Genomic DNA, 14669 nt, shown 5'->3' with positions numbered 1-14669 from the left:
CCAATCAGCTAAAAAGATGCCCAGCGCGAATAAGAGTTCACAAGTGTGGTGCATTTACTGCAATAACACTCGAACAACAACATAGGTTCCCCCACATTTTGGCAGACCAGCGCATTTTCGCTGTGCAGTAGCCGAAAAAGGATATTCATGAAAAAGCTGTGTTTGCTCGGCCTTGTTGCCACTCTGGCCACCCACCCCGTCTGGGCAGAAACAAAGCCTGCTGCGCTTAAAGACAAGGACGCCTTCGTCAGCGACCTGCTCAAGCAGATGACCCTGGATGAAAAGATCGGCCAATTGCGCCTGATCAGCATCGGTCCGGAAATGCCCCGCGAGCTGATCCGCAAGGAAATCGCCGCCGGCCGCATCGGCGGCACGTTCAACTCGATCACCCGCCCGGAAAACCGTCCGATGCAGGACGCGGCCATGCGCAGCCGGTTGAAGATCCCGATGTTCTTCGCCTATGACGTGATCCACGGCCACCGCACCATCTTCCCGATCAGCCTGGCCCTGGCCTCCAGCTGGGACATGGACGCCATCGGCCGCTCCGGGCGCATCGCCGCCCAGGAAGCCGCCGCCGACAGCCTCGACATCACCTTTGCGCCAATGGTCGACATTTCCCGCGACCCGCGCTGGGGCCGCACCTCCGAAGGTTTTGGTGAAGACACCTACCTGGTCTCACGCATTGCCGAAGTGATGGTCAAGGCGTTCCAGGGCGTAAGCCCGGCAAATGCCGACAGCATCATGGCCAGCGTCAAGCACTTCGCCCTGTATGGCGCGGTGGAAGGCGGTCGCGACTACAACGTGGTCGACATGAGCCCGGTCAAGATGTACCAGGACTACCTGCCGCCGTACCATGCGGCGATCAAGGCCGGTTCCGGCGGCGTGATGGTGGCGCTCAACTCGATCAACGGCGTACCGGCCACCGCCAACACCTGGCTGATGAACGACCTGCTGCGCAAGGACTGGGGCTTCAAAGGTTTGGCCGTGAGCGACCATGGCGCGATCTTCGAGCTGATCAAGCACGGCGTGGCCAAGGACGGGCGTGAGGCTGCCAAGCTGGCGATCAAGGCCGGCATCGACATGAGCATGAACGACTCGCTGTACGGCAAGGAATTGCCCGGCCTGCTCAAATCCGGCGAAATCGAGCAAAGCGACATCGACAATGCGGTGCGCGAAGTGCTCGGCGCCAAGTACGACATGGGCCTGTTCAAAGACCCGTACCTGCGCATCGGCAAGGCTGAAGATGACCCGGCCGACACCTATGCCGACAGCCGCCTGCACCGCAGCGATGCGCGCGATATTGCACGCCGCAGCCAGGTCTTGCTGAAAAACCACAACAACACCCTGCCGCTGAAAAAATCCGCGACCATCGCGCTGGTAGGCCCGCTGGCCAAGGCCCCGATCGACATGATGGGCAGTTGGGCCGCCGCCGGTAAGCCTGAACAATCCGTCACGCTGCTGGACGGCATGAACGCTGTAATCGGCGACAAAGGCAAAATCATCTACGCCCGTGGCGCCAACATCACCAATGACAAGGCCGTGGTCGACTACCTCAACTTCCTCAACTTCGATGCGCCGGAAGTGGTCGATGACACCCGCCCAGCCCAGGTGATGATCGACGAAGCGGTCAAGGCCGCCAAGGCAGCCGACGTAGTGGTCGCCGCCGTGGGCGAGTCCCGTGGCATGTCCCACGAGTCTTCCAGCCGCACCGACCTGAACATCCCGCAAAGCCAGCGCGACCTGATCAAGGCGCTCAAAGCCACCGGCAAACCGCTGGTCTTGGTGCTGATGAACGGCCGCCCGCTGTCGATTGTGGATGAAAACAAAGAGGCTGACGCGATCCTGGAAACCTGGTTTGCCGGCACTGAAGGCGGCAACGCCATCGCCGACGTGCTGTTCGGTGACTACAACCCATCGGGCAAGCTGCCGATCACCTTCCCACGGTCGGTGGGGCAGATTCCGACCTACTACAACCACCTGAGCATCGGCCGGCCGTTCACCCCAGGCAAGCCGGGCAACTACACCTCGCAGTACTTCGATGACGTCACCGGGCCGCTGTTCCCGTTCGGTTATGGCTTGAGCTACACCACGTTCAGCCTGTCGGACATGGCGCTGTCGTCCACCACCCTGAACAAGACCGGCAAGCTCGACGCCAGCGTCACCGTGAAGAACACCGGTAAAGTCGATGGCGAAACCGTAGTGCAGTTGTACATCCAGGACGTGGCCGGCTCGATGATCCGCCCGGTTAAAGAGCTGAAGAACTTCCAGAAAGTCATGCTCAAGGCCGGTGAAGAGCGCACTTTGCACTTCACCATCAGCGAGGAAGACTTGAAGTTCTACAACACTCAACTCAAGTTCGCGGCGGAACCGGGCGAGTTCAATGTGCAGATCGGGTTGGACTCCCAGGATGTGCAGCAGCAGACGTTTGAACTGCTCTGATCTAAAACTGTAAATGCGGTCAGTGTGGAAGCTGGCTTTTGTGGGAGCTGGCTTGCCTGCGATGCAGGCACCTCGGTGTGTCAGGTGTACTGAGGTGATGCTTTCGCAGGCAAGCCAGCTCCCACATTTGATCTAAGTGATGCGGCTACCCCCGCCGATCCAGCAGGTTGACCACCAACCGATCAATCCAGCCCCACACCCGCTGCTTCACCCGCCGCCACAGTGGCCGCGCCTTCCAGGCCGCCAGGCTCACCGCCTGGCTCTTGGCAAAATCACCCTCGAAACTGCCCACCACCGCTGCCGTCAATTCTGGGTCGAGCGCTTCCAGGTTGGCCTCCAGGTTAAAGCGCAAATTCCAGTGGTCGAAATTGCACGAGCCAACGCTCACCCAGTCGTCCACCAGCACCATTTTCAGGTGCAAAAAACACGGCTGGTATTCAAAGATCTGCACGCCTGCGCGCAACAACCGTGGGTAATAACGGTGCCCGGCGTAGCGCACTGAAGGGTGATCGGTGCGCGGGCCGGTCAGCAATAAACGCACATCCACGCCACGCCCGGCTGCGCGGCGCAACGCACGGCGCACGCTCCAGGTCGGTAGAAAATACGGGGTGGCCAGCCAGATGCGCGTCTTGCTGCTGTTCAGCGCGCGGATCAGCGACTGCAAAATATCGCGGTGCTGACGAGCATCGGCATACGCCACGCGCCCCAGGCCAGGCCCGGTGGCCGGCACCTTGGGCAAGCGCGGCAAACCGAAATGGGTGGCGGGTTTCCACTCGCGGCGCGCCGCGTTGGCGTGCCATTGGCGGTCGAACAACGCCTGCCAGTCCAGCACCAACGGGCCGCTGATCTGCACCATCACTTCATGCCAGTCGGCGGTGTCTTGCCCTGGCGTCCAGAACTCATCGGTAACGCCCGTGCCGCCGACCACCGCGATGCCCTGATCGATCAGTAACAGTTTGCGATGGTCGCGGTACAGGTTACGCATCCAACGGCGCCAGCTCAGGCGATTGTAGAAGCGCAGTTGCACGCCCGCGTCGGTGAGGCGCTTACGCAGGCCCAGCGTGAAGGCCAGGCTGCCGTAATCATCAAACAGGCAGCGCACCTGCACGCCGCGCTCGGCGGCTTGCACCAACGCTTGCACCATGGCTTCAGCGCAAGCACCCGCCTCCACCAGGTACAACTCCAGATCGACCTGGCGCTCGGCCCGGGCAATACCCACCAGCATCTGCGGGAAGAAACTCGGGCCGTCGATCAGCAACTCGAAGCGGTTGGCGCTGCGCCACGGGAACACTGCGCCGCTCACGTCAGCGCGCCGTGAAAATCAGCACCGCACCGACCGGCACCGACAAACTGATCGACGCCAAGCCGGCCGCCTTGCGCAGTGCCGCCACACCCGGCACCAAATCGAAATCCTCGGCATGCAGCACCACAGGTTCCAGGGTTACCACCTGGAAGCGTCGATCATCCAGGCGTGTGGCGAGCAGTTCGGCGCTGTAGGTCTGGGTCTTGCCATGCAAAGTCACCGACAGTGGCAGGCGCAACTCAATTTGCGCGCCTGGGGCCAGGTCATTGATCGGTTGCAGATTAATCTGCGCGCTGATCAGCGCTTCGGGGAAGGCCTTGATCTGGAACAGGTCATTGCGCATGCGCTCATCGCGCAGCGGGATGCCGCTGTTGATCGACTCCATCTCGACCTCAAGCTGCGCCGCGCCTTTGCTGTCGACCTTGCCGTGCAACACCAGGAAACGATGCACCTCGGCAATCTCGGTGTTCTTGGTAGTGACGAACGACAGGCGCGAGGATTCGTTATCCAGGTACCAGTCGGCGTGGGCAGGCAAGGCGGCGCACGTCAACAGCGTGAAGGCCAGGGGTTTGAGATTGAACATAGAAACTCATGGGGCAAAAAACCTGCACGAACCTTAAGCGCAATCTCACAAGCGGCGCAAATCCAATGTGGGAGCCGGGTATCTGCACAATTTTTCAAGGCAGCCAAACCCCTGTGGCGAGCAGGCTTGCCCTGCGTTGGGCTGCGCAGCAGCCCCATGAGAGCATTGGAATTTTTACTGAAAAAACTCAGCGCTTGATTTTGGGGCTGCTTCGCAGCCCAACGCAGGGCAAGCCTGCTCGCCACAGGCAACAGTGAAGGTGACTGACCTGCCGCTATCGCAGGCAAGCCAGCTCCCACAGGGTTCGGTGGTTGCCTTCAGATCAGCGCCCGCTGCACATCGCGCACCGTCGCTTCCAGGCTGGCCATGTGCAGGTTCAATACGCGTTCCACCGGCGCCTGATGCATCGGCCAGTGCAGCGCCATGCTGCCCACCAGCCGCCCATTGGCCTGCACCGGCAAGGCCACCGCGCGAATCAGAAACGGCAGGCGCACCGGGTATTCCCAATAGCCTTCAGTACGCTGGCCAAACCCCTGGTGCTGGGTTTGCTCGCAGGTATGCACCTGCTCGTCCGCAGCGACATGATCGCGGCCCGCCAGACGCTGCACCTCCTCAACCGGCAATTGCGTCAGGCACGCCTTGCCCATCGCCGAGTGAAACAGGCTGGCGTGCTGGCCGACGATCTGGCAGTTATTGGGGTACAACTTGCGTAACACACTGGGGATCGCGCTTTCCATGACTTCCAGGCGCTCGCCATCAAAGCAGGACAGATCCACCACCAGCCCGGTGCGCTCGCTGAGTTCCAGCAGCCAGGGCGCGGCGCTTTCCACCACTTGGCGCTTGAAACGTTGCTGGGTGTCGCCGAACAACCGTTGGGCGCGCAGGCGGTAACGGCGGTCGCTGAGGCCGCGATAGACCCAGCCCTGTTCCTGCAAGGTCAGCAACATGCGCGACACCGTCGCCTTGGGCAAGCGTGTGAGGTAGTGCAACTCCTCCAACCCCAAGGCCTGGTGCTCACCGAGCAGTTCGACGATGGCGAGTGCGCGCTCAACCGACCGTACCGTGCCTGTCTCCATGTTCGATCTCCCTGTTGCCGGTGGATGATCATTTTTCACAGCAAGATACAGGCCCGATCGCAGGTCAACTCGTCGATTCAAGGCACGCAGGCGGGCGGCGTTGTACCCATTGCGTCAGCTGTTCATGGGCATAGGCCAGCTGCAAAACCGCCCGGTCCGCCTGGGCCGGGCCGATAATCTGCAGGCCCATGGGCAAGCCTTGAGGATTGAAGCCCACCGGAATATTCATGCTCGGCAAGCCGGCCAATGTAGGGCCGATCACCACCTCCATCCAGCGGTGATAAGTGTCCATTTCGCGCCCACCCACACGGCGCGGCCACGCTTGTTGTGCATCAAAAGGGAACACTTGGGCAGTGGGCAACAGCAGGAAATCGTAACGTTCAAACAGCTTGGCCAGGGCGCGATACCACTCGCTGCGGTCCACCGACGCCTGGTACACCTGCTGCGCGCTCAAGCCCAGCCCGCCCTCCACTTCCCATTGCGCCTCAGGCTTGAGCAATGCGCGTTTTTGCGGGTTGGCGTAGGCCCCGCCGAGGTTGCCGTGCACCAGCCAGTGGCGATGCACCAACCAGCAGCGCCATAGGCGCGCCAGGGAAAATGCCGGCTGGCAGCTTTCCACCTCGCAGCCCAATGCGGCGAAATCGCCGAGGGCCGACTCGCACAGGCTCATCACACCCTCGTCCATCGGCAAGTAGCCGTTGTAGTCACCCAGCCAGCCCAGGCGGGCGCCTTTGAAGTCGCGCTGCAACGGCTGGCCGAACACCGACGGATCATCCTTGGATGAGAGCGGCACCCGTGGGTCGTAACCGGCCTGGATACTGAGCAAATGCGCCACATCCGTCACACTGCGACCCATTGGGCCTTCGGTGCCCAGTTGCTGCACAAACAATTCCGGCGCCGGCCCGTGCGGCACACGCCCCTGTGAAGGGCGCAAACCAAACACGTTATTGAACGCCGCCGGGTTGCGCAGCGAGCCCATCATGTCGCTGCCATCGGCCACCGGCAGCATGCGCAACGCCAGCGCCACCGCCGCCCCGCCGCTGCTGCCGCCGGCCACCCGGCTTGGGTCATAGGCATTGCCGGTGGTGCCGAACAGCGTGTTGTAGGTCTGCGAGCCGAGGCCGAACTCCGGCACGTTGGTCTTGCCGATGATAATCGCACCGCTGGCCCGCACCCGCGCCACGCTGATGGCATCTTCAGTGGGCACATGCTCGGCGAACAACGGCGAGCCGAGCGTGGTGCGCAAACCTTGGGTGGCCGCCAAATCCTTGATCGCCTGTGGCATGCCGTGCATCCAGCCACGGGACTTGCCCTGGTCCAGTTCGCGATCACAAGCACGCGCTTCGGCCAGCACTTCATCGGCATCACGTAACGACACCAGCGCATTCACACTCGGGTTAAAACGCTGGATCTGCGCCAGGTAATCGCCCATCACGTCTTCACACGACACCTGCCGCGCATGGATCGCTTGCGACAGCTGCGTGGCATCCCAATCAACACGGCTCAAGGCTTCACCTCATTGGAAAAGGGCAGCGGTTTTTTCGCCCGTGGGGCTTCGTGCATGCAGTAAGTGCCCATCAACGTCAGCACGCAAGCGAACAGTACATAAAACGACGGCGCCACTGGCGTACCCAGTACTTTGGTCAGCCAGGTCACGATCAACGGTGCGAAACCGCCGAACACCATGACCGCGACGTTATAAGCCACCGACACACCCGTTGACCTCACCTCAATCGGAAACTGCTCGGCCAGGGCCGTCGGTGCCGGGCCGAAAAAGCCGCCGATGACCGTGCACAGCAGCACTTGCATCACCAGCAAGCGCTCGATGGACGGTGCCGCGGCCACCCACACATACAACGGGTAAACCATCACAAAGAATGCCAGGGTGAAAGCCATCAACACCGGCCGCCGCCCCAGCCGGTCCGAGAGCATGCCGGACAGCGGAATCACCACGGTCATCAGCGCCACTGCGAACATCTGCACCATCAGCACCTGGTCCAGCGGCAAACCGAGGCTCTTGTGCGCGAAGGTCGGCATATTCACCAGCACCACGTAGAACGACACCGTCGCGCCGCAGGCCAAGCCCATGGACACGAGGATACTGCGCCGATGCTCACGCAGCACATCCATCAGGCTCGGCGCCGGGCCGGTGGCCTGCTTGCGCGCCTGGATAAATTCTTCCGGGTCTTCCAGGTTCCTGCGAATCCACAACCCCACCGGGCCGATCAGCAAGCCCAGCACAAACGGCACGCGCCAGCCCCACAGGTCGAGGGTTTGCGGCGAAAAGAAGTGCGTGACCAACGCCACCATCGCCGCCCCACCAAATACCGCCAGGCATTGCCCCACCAACTGCCAGGAGCCATACAAGCCCTTGCGATGGGCCGGCGCACTTTCCACCAGAAACGCCGTGGCACTCGCGTACTCACCGCCGGTGGCAAAGCCCTGGAGCATGCGCGCCACCACAATCAGCAACGGCGCGCCCATGCCGATGGCGGCGTAATTGGGCGCGAAAGCGATCAGCGCGATAGACACGGTCATCAGCCGGATAATCAACTGCATCGCGGCTTTGCGGCCTTTGCGGTCGGCATAAATGCCGAGCAGGATGCCGCCCACCGGGCGCATGAAAAAGCCCACGCCGAAGGTGGCCAAGGCCATCAGCAGCGAGGCGTATTCATCCTGCGACGGAAAGAATTGCCGCGCGATGATGCTGGCCAGAAAGCCGTAAACGATAAAGTCATACCATTCCAGCGCATTGCCGATCACAGCCGCCACCACCTGGCGGGTGCGCGATACGCCTGTGTTTGAAGTCTGCATGAGGAACACTCCATTCAACCGATAAGGGCAAGGGTCCAGCGGCAGAAAAAAAGAGGTCGTCAGGCAGGCTTGAGCCAGCTCTCGGCCAGCGCGCCCCAGTAGGCGGCGCCGGTCAGCAGGATGTCGTCGTTGAAGTCATAGGCAGGGTTATGCACCATCGGCCGCGACACGCCGTTGCCGATAAACAGGTAACTGCCGGCGCAGCGTTGCAGCATCCAGGCGAAGTCTTCACTGCCCATCAGCGTGCGGGTGTTGCCGTCCACCGCGTCGGCGCCGAGCAAGGCAATGCCGACCTGGCGAGCGAACTCGGTTTCTTCGGCGTGGTTGACCAGCACCGGGTAGGCCGGGCGGTGTTCGACCTGCACCGTGCAGCCGAAGCTCGCGGCTTGGGTCTGGATGATGGCGTTGACGCGCTCGAGCATCTGTTCCCTGACCTTGGGGTTCAGTGCGCGCAGGCTCAGGCGCAACAGCGCTTGCTGAGGAATCACGTTGGCGGCCTGCCCCGCTTGCAGCGCACCGACCGTGACCACGGCGGCTTCCTGGGTGTCGATATTGCGCGCCACCACCGTTTGCAACGCCATGACCATACTCGCCGCCGCCACCAGCGGATCCACCGTCAGATGCGGCATGGAACCGTGGCCACCGACGCCTTCCAGCGTCACCGTGAGCAAGTCCTGCGAGGCCATCATCGGCCCGACCCGCAGGCCCAGATGCCCCGCCGGCAAGCCCGGCATATTGTGCATGCCGAACAGGCCATCGCACGGGAAGCGCTCGAGCAAACCATCGGCCAGCATCGCCTCGGCGCCGCCCTGGCCTTCTTCGGCGGGTTGGAAAATCAGGTTCAAGGTGCCGTCAAATTGCCGCGTCGCCGCCAAGTAACGCGCGGCGCCGAGCAGCATGGTGGTGTGGCCGTCATGCCCGCAGGCGTGCATGCAACCAGCGTGCTGGCTGGTGTAGGCCGCGCCGGTGTTCTCGATGATGGGCAAGGCGTCCATGTCGGCGCGAATGCCCAGCGTGCGCGAGCTGCTGCCATTGCGCAGCACGCCGACCACACCGGTTTTGCCGATGCCGGTGTGCACCTCGTAGCCCCATTCTTTCAAGGACTGCGCAACGAGCGCGCTGGTGCGGTTTTCTTCAAAGCCGAGTTCGGGATGGGCATGGATATCGTGGCGCACAGCGTGCAAGTCGCTGGCGACATCGCTGAGCCAATCCAGAATGTGCTGGTGTGGGCGCATGGTGATTCTCCTCACAGGCGGGTGGTCCCGTTCTTGTTGGCTGCACATCGACAGCTAAGCGCGATGTGGGCGCGAGGACAATCAAAGGTGGTTCCACTGGGTGGAACCTAAGGCCGACACCTAATAACCCTGTGGCGAGCAAGCTTGCTTGCGCCGGGGTGCGAAGCGCGCCCAAAACGCGGGGCCCAACAACTAGAGGTTCCGTTCTCAGAAAGCAGAGGCCGCGCGAACGGGCACTATTTTTTCAGCCACAACCACAGCCCATAGAAGACGCCAAGCGGAATGGCAAAAACGAAATAAAACATCCATAGCAGTGTGTGACCACCATTCGATGCGGCGGTCTGTAGGGGATGTGTCGCCCAAAATTCTTTTCCAGTAAAACGAAAGACAACGTTTTCGACTGCACGCCTGGCCAGCGGGAACAACAGCGCATTAACCCCGCAGATCAAAATATAGATCGCGGCCTTTTCGCTTGATTTGAAACCGTAGACGCTCATGCAAAAAATAAACAACGCAATAACGAAGCTTTTTAAATAATAGTTTTTCTCCAGGCCCATTCGCGTTCTTATCATCCTGAAGTATTTTTCGGCCTTGCGCCCCAGCGTCATAAGTCTCCTTTTATGCCTGTTAACGGCCGACGTGTGTGGGGTCGGCCGCGGGCAAGGTTACTACAGGGGCGCGCGCTGGAAACACAGCACCCGGCAAGTTTCAAGGCAACAACCGACACTTCTGCCGCTGCGCATAACCCTGTGGCGAGCAAGCTTGCTTGCGCTGGGGTGCGAAGCGCCCCCAAAAAGCCGGTGACTGCTGCGCAGTCAAACGGGACGGTACGGCGATCCGACAAGCTCCCTCGCCACACAACGCAGATTGCGGACAGCTATTGGCCACCGGTTGCGACGCCGCGTACATAGGGTTAACCTCGCCTCCGTCGCTGCTCATGAGTGACCGGGCGTGGAATCCCGAGAAAAGAAGCTCTTTTTGGTTGTACCAAAGGAGCAAGCATATGCCGTACGAAATACCCTCAGCCGAAACCATCGGCGCCGCCACCTTCGCAGACTGCGGAGAAAACAAAAGCCATTTGAAACTGTTCCGCGTCAACGCCGGGGTTCCGCTCGTAGAAGCCCTCGAACACGCATCCCACGTGCTCTATTACGCAAAAATGCTCTCCCTTGAAGCCGCCATGGACCCCAAGGCGGAGAAGTTTGCATTCGCCTCGCATTACCTGGGGGAAATGGGCAAGGCGATCATCGATGACCTGTTGCTGGCCTTGCAGCCTGGCAGCCCAACCCCGCAGTAAGTCGTCCGCGCCCGGTGCAGTGCATCGGGCGCCTGTCCGGACTGTCTCATTTCCCAAGATCAGCACAAATCCATGTGGGAGCTGGCTTGCCTGCGATAGCGGCCGGTCAGTCAACATCACTGTGGCCTGTGCCGCCGTCATCGCAGGCAAGCCAGCTCCCACAGAAAATCTTTGGTGCGTCAGGGGTTGAGGCGGCAGCCCTGGCGATCACCCAACCAGCGCGCCGTGTGCGTGCGTCCTAAACCACTCGCCGTCACTTCACTGCGTTCCGGCGAATCAGTGAACGCACTGGTCGGCACATACTGCTTCACATACCCCAGGCAATACTCCGCCGGGTTGTTTTCCACATACCGGCACGAGCAATATTCCTTGGCCGTGTACGCCGCGATGATGTCGGGGAAGGCTTGCAGGTTGACGCGTTCGTGCCACACCCAGCCCGACAGGGCGAGCAACAGCAGCAAAAACACGCTGATAAACGGATGACGACGGATCATGGTTGCACCGCCGCCAGTACGCGCTTGAGCAGTTCGTTGTGACGGTAAGTGCCGTCACGGTCATCGCCGTAGCGCACGATCACCAGGTGTTCGTCGGGCAGCACATAGAGCGCCTGGCCCCAATGGCCGAGGGCGGCGAAGGTGTCGGCAGGCGCATCGGGCCAGGGTCTTGGGGCACCTTGTACGTCGAGGTTGAGCCACCATTGCCCGCCGGGGACGGCGTCGTCCTGGCCGGCCTTGTATTTGTCGAATGGCTGGCGGTTGAAGGCGACCCACTCTTTAGGCACCAGTTGCTGTTCCCCCCAACGACCGTCGCGCGCCATCAGCAGGCCGACCCGCGCCAAATCGCGAGCGGTGAGGTAGGCATAGGACGAGGCGACGAAGGTTTCGTCGGCGTCGGTTTCCCAGGTGGCGTTGTGAATGCCCAGCGGCTTGAACAGCGCGTCCCACGGGTAACTCATATAGGCCTTGTGGCCGAGCATGCCTTTAAGGGCGGCGGACAGAATATTGCTGTCGCCACTGGAATAACGAAAGGCCTGGCCCGGTGCGGCGGCGGCCTCGGTGGCTGCGGCAAACTCGGCCATATCGCTGCGGCCTCGGGTGTAGAGCATCGCCACCACCGAGGATTTCAGCGGGGCGTATTCGTAGTCTTCCTGCCAATCCAGGCCCGAGGCCCAGTGCAGCAGGTCGGCCATGCTCACTTTGGGGTGCTGTTTCATCGGCGGGTAAAAACGCGCGGCCGGGTCAGTGAGTTTGAAGCGGTTTTCGCCGTAGGCCACACCGAGCACGGTGGCCATCAGGCTTTTGCTCACCGACCAGGTCAGGTGCGGCGTGCTGGCGGTGGTGGGCGCGTCGTAGCGCTCGTAAACGATCACGCCATCGCGGATCACCAGCAGCGCGTCGGTGCGGATGCCTTTACGAGTGGCGTCGTCACGGGGTGGAAAAGCATAGGCATTCAGTGCATCGACCGCCGGGCCTTCGAGCGGCGCGCCCTTGGCCCATTCCTTGTCCGGCCAGGTGTCGGCGTGGGCGGCAGCGGTGACTAACAGCAGGGCAACGCACAACAGGCCTCGGACCATGGACGCAAACTCAAGGGGGCTTTCAAGCCCGCGAGCCTAGCCCAGGCGCATGACAGATTTGCGACAGGAAGGCCTGTCATCCAAGCGTCACCATAACTTCATGGAGCTGACACCGAGCCTACATAGCCTGAGTTTGGACAAACAAGTCGACCGGCCGGTAAGTGGCCGGCACTCGGAGATTCGCCATGACTCAGATCGCCCGCATCAGCGACACCGGCAATGAACGCCGTCTGCAAGCCGAACGCCTGGTTGGCGCCAAGGCTTTGCAGGAAGCCCAGGCCCTGCGTTTCAACGTGTTCAGCGGCGAGTTCAACGCCAAGCTGAAAGGCGCGGAACAGGGTCTGGACATGGATGACTATGATGTTCACTGCAGCCATATCGGCGTGCGGGATTTGAACAGCGGTCGACTGGTGGCCACCACCCGTTTGCTCGACCACCAGGCCGCCAGCACCTTGGGCCGGTTCTACAGCGAAGAAGAATTCAGCCTGCATGGCTTGCTGCATTTGCAAGGCCCGATCCTGGAGATCGGCCGCACCTGCGTCGACCCGGCCTATCGCAACGGCGGCACCATCGCGGTGTTGTGGGGCGAATTGGCCGAAGTCCTCAACCAGGGCGGTTACAGCTACCTGATGGGTTGCGCGAGCATCCCGATGCACGACGGCGGCATCCAGGCTCACGCGATCATGCAGCGCCTGCGCGAACGCTACCTGTGCAACGAGCACCTGCGCGCCGAACCGAAAAAACCACTGCCGGCGCTGGACCTGCCGTCCAACGTCATCGCGGAAATGCCGCCGCTGCTCAAAGCCTATATGCGCCTGGGTGCGAAGATCTGCGGCGAGCCGTGCTGGGATGAAGACTTCCAGGTGGCCGACGTGTTCATCCTGCTCAAGCGCGATGAGTTGTGCCCGCGCTACGCCCGCCACTTCAAGGCGGCCATGTGATGAGCCGCCTGCGCGTGTACGGGCGCATTGCCCGGGTGCTGCTGGTGGTGGCGCTGGGGTTGAGCATGGCCAGTGTGTTTGGTGTATTCGAACGCATGGGCATTGCCAACTCGATGGTGCGGCGCCAGCGTTGGTCGCGGTTTTTTATGGCACGGCTGACTAACGCCCTGCCCTTTCGCGTGACGGTACACGGTGAGCTGCCGACGCAGCCGATGCTGTGGGTAAGCAATCACGTGTCCTGGACCGACATTCCGCTGCTCGGCGCGGTGGCGCCGATGTCGTTTTTGTCCAAGGCCGAAGTGCGCACCTGGCCGGTGGCCGGCTGGTTGGCGGCCAAGGCCGGCAGCTTGTTTATTCGCCGCGGCTCAGGCGACAGCCAGTTGATCCGCAAGCAGATGACTCGCCATCTGGAGCAACAGCATCCGCTGCTGATGTTCCCCGAAGGCACCACCACTGATGGGCGCAGCCTGCGTACGTTCCACGGGCGTTTGCTGGCCAGTGCGATTGATGCGGATGTGTCGCTGCAACCGGTAGCGATTCGTTATTTGCGTGATGGGCAGGTGGATGCGTTGGCACCTTTTATTGGCGATGACGATTTGCTCTCGCACCTGATGCGTCTGTTCAGTAATGACCAGGGTGATGTGGAGATTCATGTGCTCCAGCCGATTGCCTGTGCCGGGCAGGAACGTGCGGCGCTGGCGTATCAGGCGCAGCAGGCGGTGCAGAAAGCGTTGTTTGGGCCGTTGCCGGAAGTTGAGCAGGTGGCGGCTCGACCTGCATTTGCGGCCTGAGATGAACTGAACACCAGCTCCCACATTTAGATCTCAGTAGTCAGTTGGAGCTGTGCAAACTTCTGTAGCTCTGGATAAAACAACCGAAAATCTTCACTCAACGGCTCATACAAAACCCGCAACTCCTGCATCGCATGGCCCAATTCCTGGGGCTGTGTCAGGCGCCGCGAGATCCCCCGCAACACCTGCTCCATCACCGCAAACTCGCGGTACGAACCCAGCCAATCATCCGCCGCCATATACGGCGCAATCTGCGCCAGCCGCCCCGGCAGTTGCGGCTCGGCCGCCAGCACGCGGTACACCTGCGCAGTGAAGCGTTCCAGCGGCTGCTCGACGTACAGCGCCCAATCCCGCGCCAGGCAGTGGTCGAAAAACACATCGAGGACAATCCCGGCGTAGCGCTTGCGGGTCAGGCTGAAGCGTGACAACGCCTCATCCACCAGCGGGTGGCTGTCGGTAAAGCGGTCGATTGAGCGATGCAACTGAATCGCCGACTCGATTTGCGGGCTGAACTGGCCTTGCAGGCGGCCTTTTACAAAGTCGCCATACAGGCTGCCGAGCAATTGAGCAGGAAGTTGGCCGCCCAGGTGCAGATGTGCGAGATAATTCATGCCGCG

Annotated in this window: 14 protein-coding genes; 4 read left to right on the top strand and 10 right to left on the bottom strand. The window is 61.5% G+C overall.

The window, feature by feature from the left end; all coding sequences use genetic code 11:
* Positions 1–147: 147 nt before the first annotated feature.
* The gene (gene bglX, locus AOA62_RS10555; RefSeq protein WP_017137265.1) at positions 148–2439 is read left to right on the top strand and encodes a beta-glucosidase BglX; all 2292 of its coding nucleotides are present in this window, start codon (positions 148–150) and stop codon (positions 2437–2439) included.
* A 145-nt stretch (positions 2440–2584) separates the two neighbouring features.
* Here bglX and AOA62_RS10550 read toward each other — a convergent pair whose 3' ends face one another.
* The 7 genes from AOA62_RS10550 to AOA62_RS10520 form a co-directional block, all read right to left on the bottom strand.
* Positions 2585–3742 (bottom strand): phosphatidylserine/phosphatidylglycerophosphate/cardiolipin synthase family protein, encoded by a 1158-nt coding sequence (locus AOA62_RS10550; protein ID WP_099548607.1) that lies wholly within the window; start codon positions 3740–3742, stop codon positions 2585–2587.
* A 1-nt stretch (position 3743) separates the two neighbouring features.
* Entirely contained in the window at positions 3744–4325 is a 582-nt protein-coding gene (locus AOA62_RS10545) for a YceI family protein (RefSeq protein WP_017137264.1), read from the bottom strand.
* Between the two features lie 317 nt (positions 4326–4642).
* Positions 4643–5401 (bottom strand): IclR family transcriptional regulator, encoded by a 759-nt coding sequence (locus tag AOA62_RS10540; protein WP_017137263.1) that lies wholly within the window; start codon positions 5399–5401, stop codon positions 4643–4645.
* Positions 5402–5465: 64 nt separating this feature from the next.
* The gene (locus AOA62_RS10535) at positions 5466–6908 is read right to left on the bottom strand and encodes an amidase (RefSeq protein ID WP_099548606.1); all 1443 of its coding nucleotides are present in this window, start codon (positions 6906–6908) and stop codon (positions 5466–5468) included.
* Positions 6905–8215, bottom strand: coding sequence for a citrate-proton symporter (locus tag AOA62_RS10530; RefSeq protein WP_099548605.1), 1311 nt, complete (start codon positions 8213–8215; stop codon positions 6905–6907). The genes AOA62_RS10535 and AOA62_RS10530 overlap by 4 nt, the downstream gene beginning before the upstream one ends.
* Positions 8216–8274: 59 nt before the next feature.
* Positions 8275–9450 (bottom strand): M20 aminoacylase family protein, encoded by a 1176-nt coding sequence (locus AOA62_RS10525; protein WP_099548604.1) that lies wholly within the window; start codon positions 9448–9450, stop codon positions 8275–8277.
* A gap of 236 nt (positions 9451–9686) precedes the next feature.
* A complete protein-coding gene (locus tag AOA62_RS10520) occupies positions 9687–10058 on the bottom strand; it encodes a colicin E1 family microcin immunity protein (RefSeq protein ID WP_017137259.1) in 372 nt (123 codons plus the stop codon).
* 395 nt (positions 10059–10453) lie between these two features.
* Here AOA62_RS10520 and AOA62_RS10515 point away from each other — a divergent pair, with 395 nt between their 5' ends.
* Positions 10454–10747, top strand: coding sequence for a DUF3077 domain-containing protein (locus tag AOA62_RS10515; protein WP_099548603.1), 294 nt, complete (start codon positions 10454–10456; stop codon positions 10745–10747).
* A gap of 179 nt (positions 10748–10926) precedes the next feature.
* Here AOA62_RS10515 and AOA62_RS10510 read toward each other — a convergent pair whose 3' ends face one another.
* Both AOA62_RS10510 and AOA62_RS10505 read right to left on the bottom strand, forming a co-directional pair.
* Positions 10927–11241, bottom strand: coding sequence for a hypothetical protein (locus AOA62_RS10510; RefSeq protein WP_017137257.1), 315 nt, complete (start codon positions 11239–11241; stop codon positions 10927–10929).
* Positions 11238–12320, bottom strand: coding sequence for a serine hydrolase (locus tag AOA62_RS10505; protein ID WP_099548602.1), 1083 nt, complete (start codon positions 12318–12320; stop codon positions 11238–11240). The genes AOA62_RS10510 and AOA62_RS10505 overlap by 4 nt, the downstream gene beginning before the upstream one ends.
* Positions 12321–12505: 185 nt before the next feature.
* On the opposite strand from AOA62_RS10505, the gene olsB reads away from it, so the two are divergent.
* Both olsB and AOA62_RS10495 read left to right on the top strand, forming a co-directional pair.
* On the top strand, positions 12506–13261 hold the full coding sequence (gene olsB / locus AOA62_RS10500) for an L-ornithine N(alpha)-acyltransferase (protein WP_017137255.1): 756 nt from the start codon (positions 12506–12508) through the stop codon (positions 13259–13261).
* Positions 13261–14052 (top strand): lysophospholipid acyltransferase family protein, encoded by a 792-nt coding sequence (locus tag AOA62_RS10495; RefSeq protein WP_017137254.1) that lies wholly within the window; start codon positions 13261–13263, stop codon positions 14050–14052. Before olsB ends, AOA62_RS10495 begins: the two co-directional genes overlap by 1 nt.
* A 26-nt stretch (positions 14053–14078) precedes the next feature.
* Here the strand turns inward: AOA62_RS10495 and AOA62_RS10490 are convergent, their stop codons facing one another.
* Positions 14079–14663 carry an ACP phosphodiesterase gene (locus AOA62_RS10490; protein ID WP_099548601.1) on the bottom strand — a complete coding sequence of 195 codons (585 nt, stop codon included), beginning with the start codon at positions 14661–14663 and terminating at the stop codon, positions 14079–14081.
* Between the last annotated feature and the right edge of the window lie 6 nt (positions 14664–14669).

It is taken from the genome of Pseudomonas sp. 2995-3 (assembly GCF_002742565.1).
Lineage (GTDB): Bacteria > Pseudomonadota > Gammaproteobacteria > Pseudomonadales > Pseudomonadaceae > Aquipseudomonas > Aquipseudomonas edaphica.
Note: the sequence above shows the minus strand (reverse complement) of the source record. Positions and strands in the feature narration are given on the sequence as shown.